This window comes from Candidatus Aquicultor sp., assembly GCF_054640775.1.
Window position 1 is genome coordinate 1 of sequence record NZ_JBTSLF010000222.1, and the last position, 3,860, is coordinate 3,860.

2 protein-coding genes are annotated in these 3,860 nt (G+C 40.2%); both read right to left on the reverse strand.

Going from position 1 to position 3,860, the window contains the following annotated elements; all coding sequences use genetic code 11:
- Positions 1–39: 39 nt before the first annotated feature.
- A complete protein-coding gene (locus ACYC56_RS13120) occupies positions 40–1,497 on the reverse strand; it encodes a glutamate synthase subunit beta (protein WP_461374622.1) in 1,458 nt (485 codons plus the stop codon).
- The coding region (locus ACYC56_RS13125; RefSeq protein WP_461374623.1) for a glutamate synthase-related protein at positions 1,490–3,860 on the reverse strand (2,371 nt) is incomplete at its 5' end. The genes ACYC56_RS13120 and ACYC56_RS13125, both read right to left, overlap by 8 nt.

Genomic DNA, 3,860 nt, shown 5'->3' on the forward strand with positions numbered 1-3,860 from the left:
GAATAATGGAAAGAATTAGTCTATTCCATAAAAAATTAATTATGCAATTGCTTCTTCAGAAAGGACTTCAGTTAAGTTTTTATGAACAGCCGCAGCACATTTCCTACCCTCTGAAATTGCCCAAACAATTAGCGATTGTCCACGACGCATATCACCGCAAGTAAAAACTTTTCCTAATGAAGTTGAATGGGCATTTTCATCATTACCGAAAATAGCCTTTACATTTCCGCGCGAGTCAAGTTCAAGTCCGCATTCTTTTAATTCATTTATCATTCCATCGTGCACAGGATGGACAAAACCTGCGGCTATTAAAACTAAATCGGCAGCAATCTCAAACTCTGTATCCGGAACATCATTTAATTTTCCATTTTCAAATCTAATTTCATTGCATAATAACGCTTTAACTTCACCATTTTCATTGCCGATAAAATTTTTCGTATTTATGCTGAATTTTCTATCCGCGCCCTCTTCATGACTTGAAGAAGTGCGAAACATCAGAGGCCAGTAAGGCCATGGAGTGCTTTCGGCTCTCTCTATAGGAGGCATTGGAAGTACTTCTAATTGAGTAACTGATTTTGCACCTTGTCTGTTAGAAGTACCTACACAATCTGAACCCGTATCGCCCCCGCCAATAATTACTACATTTTTATCAGCAGCAACAATCTGGTTTTCAATTTTATCTCCAGCATCCACTTTATTCTGAAGCGGTAAAAATTCCATTGCAAAATAAATTCCTTTTAACTCCCTTCCCGGAATATTTATATCCCGCGGTTTTTCAGAACCTCCTGCCAAAATAACGGCATCAAACTTTTCGATTAATTGTTTAGCTGAGACATCGACTCCGACATTAACGTTTGTTTTAAAGACAACGCCCTCAGCCATCATCTGATCCAATCGCCTGTCAATGATCCATTTCTCTAATTTAAAATCAGGGATACCATAACGGAGCAATCCCCCAATTCTATCATTTTTTTCAATAACAGTTACAGAATGACCGGCTCTTGCCAATTGCTGGGCTGCTGCTAATCCAGCCGGGCCTGAGCCAACTACCGCAATATTTTTCCCGGATAATTCTTTTGGCGGTTGAGGTTTTATCCAACCTTCCTTAAATCCGCGATCAATAATTGTTCTTTCAATGTGTTTTATAGAAACTGCCGGTTCATTTATTCCAAGCGTACAAGCAGTTTCGCATGGAGCGGGACAAAGCCTGCTCGTAAACTCAGGAAAGTTATTTGTTGAATGAAGATTTTCCAGAGCTTCTTTCCAGTGCCCTTTATAAACCAAATCATTCCATTCCGGTATAAGATTTTCAACCGGGCATCCAGTCTCGCCGTGGCAGAAAGGAATCCCGCAATCCATACAACGCGCTGCCTGAACTTTAGCTGTTTCTTCCTTAAATGGATGTTCAAACTCCTTAAAGTTCCGTAATCTTTCAACAATAGGGTCCTTTTTCGGAACTTCTCTTTGATATTCTTTAAAGCCTGTCGGTTTACCCATTTACGACCTCCTTAAATTCTTGACGGTTCAGAGACAACTTTTTTTCTTCTTCTTTAATTTTCGCAAGAGCTTTCTTATATTCTTCAGGCATTACCTTCCAGAAATTTTCAACTTCAGTATCCCAGTTATCAATTATAAACTCTGCGCGTTTAGAACCCGTATACTCAAAATGTCTTCTTACCAAATTAAAAACCTCATCAATATCATCTTCATTCACCAGGTATTCTAACTCTACAAGAGAATGATTTAAATACTTATCGAAGTCATGCTTTTGGTTCCAAATATATGCGATACCTCCAGACATACCGGCAGCAAAATTTCTTCCGGTCCGACCAAGGATTATGACTCTTCCGCCCGTCATATATTCGCAGCAATGATCTCCTACTCCCTCGATTACAGCATTAGCTCCGGAATTTCTAACAGCAAATCTTTCACCTGCAACGCCGTTTATAAAGACTTCACCGCTTGTAGCACCGTACAAACAAGTATTTCCGATTATAATATTTTCTCCGGGATCAAACGTAGAATTCGGATGAGTTTTAACTATTAACCTTCCTCCCGATAATCCTTTCCCCGTGTAGTCGTTTGATTCTCCGGTAAGATGTAATTCAATTCCCTTAGCAAGAAAAGTCCCGAAGCTTTGCCCGGCAGTTCCGGTCATAAATATTTTGATAGTAGCATCCGGCATACCTTGTGGACCATAACGTTTAGCGATTTCACCTGAGAGCAAGGTGCCGACAGTTCGATTAATATTTCTAACAGGCATTTCAATTTTTACAGGAATTGCATTTTCAAGCGCCGGTTGAGCCTGCTTAATAATTTCATGATCTATTTGTTCTTCAAGCTTATGATCCTGAGCGCGTGTCCTATAAAAATCAGTATTATACAACGGAGTTGGCTTGTATAACGGTTTACTCATATCGACGCCACGGGCTTTCCAATGATTGTTTAACCTCTTCGGAATAATCTTATCAGTTTGCCCGATCATTTCATTAAAATTTCTAAAGCCTAACTGTGACATTAGTTCCCGGACTTCTTCAGCAATATAAAACATAAAGTTTATTACGTACTCCGGTTTTCCGGTAAACTTTTTTCTAAGTTCCGGATCTTGAGTAGCAACCCCAACGGGGCAAGTGTTTAGATGGCACTTACGCATCATAATACAACCTTGGGTTACCAATGGTGCAGTTGAAAATCCAAACTCTTCTGCTCCGAGTAATGCAGCAACAACAACATCTTTACCCGTTTTTAACTGTCCGTCAGTAGCAAGATATACGCGATCGCGCAGCCCGTTAAGAACTAATGTTTGATGAGTTTCGCTTAAGCCTAATTCCCATGGAGTGCCGGCATATTGAATTGAAGTAATAGGGCTTGCGCCTGTTCCGCCGTCATGCCCGCTTATTAAAATATGATCTGCATGAGCTTTGGCCACACCGGCGGCAATAGTACCGACTCCGACTTCGGATACTAATTTTACGCTAACACGCGCTTTAGGATTAATATTCTTCAAATCAAAAATCAATTGTTTTAAGTCTTCAATTGAATAAATATCGTGATGAGGGGGAGGGCTGATCAAAGTAACACCGGGCATACTATGTCTAATCTTAGCAATGATTTTATCGATCTTGAACCCCGGTAGTTGACCTCCCTCGCCAGGTTTTGCACCTTGCGCCATTTTAATTTGAATATCGTCTGCGTTAACTAAATAATGAGCAGTAACGCCAAACCTTCCCGAGGCAATTTGTTTAATAGCAGATCTCATACTGTCGCCATTTGGAAGCAGAATATATCTTTCTTCAGCTTCCCCACCTTCGCCGGTATTAGATTTGCCTCCAATGCGATTCATACCGATAGCAAGCGAGGTATGAGCTTCCCATGAAATAGAACCAAAGCTCATTGCACCGGTAGAAAATCTTTTTACAATTTCAGATGCAGGTTCAATTTCGTCAAGAGGAATCTGCTCACCGTCGGTATCAAACTCAAACAAACTTCTAAGAGTTACCCTCTTTTTAATTTGATTATTTACCAGTTCCGTATATTCTTTAAATGTTTTATAATCGCTGTTCCGTGTGCCAAGCTGAAGCTTTGAGATAGTAAGCGGATTCCACAAATGATGTTCGCCTTCGCGTCTATATTGATATAATCCTCCTGACTCAAGAGTATTTGAATCCGCCAAAGGATTAAAAGCATTTCTATGCCGCAGAGTCGTTTCCTCTTCAAGCATTTCAAGGCTAAGTCCTTCAATCCGTGTTGCTGTACCCGTGAAATAGTTATTAACTATTTCAGTATCAAGCCCTATGGCTTCGAAAATTTGCGCGCCGCAATAGGATTGCAAAGTGCTAATACCCATCTTACTAAAGATT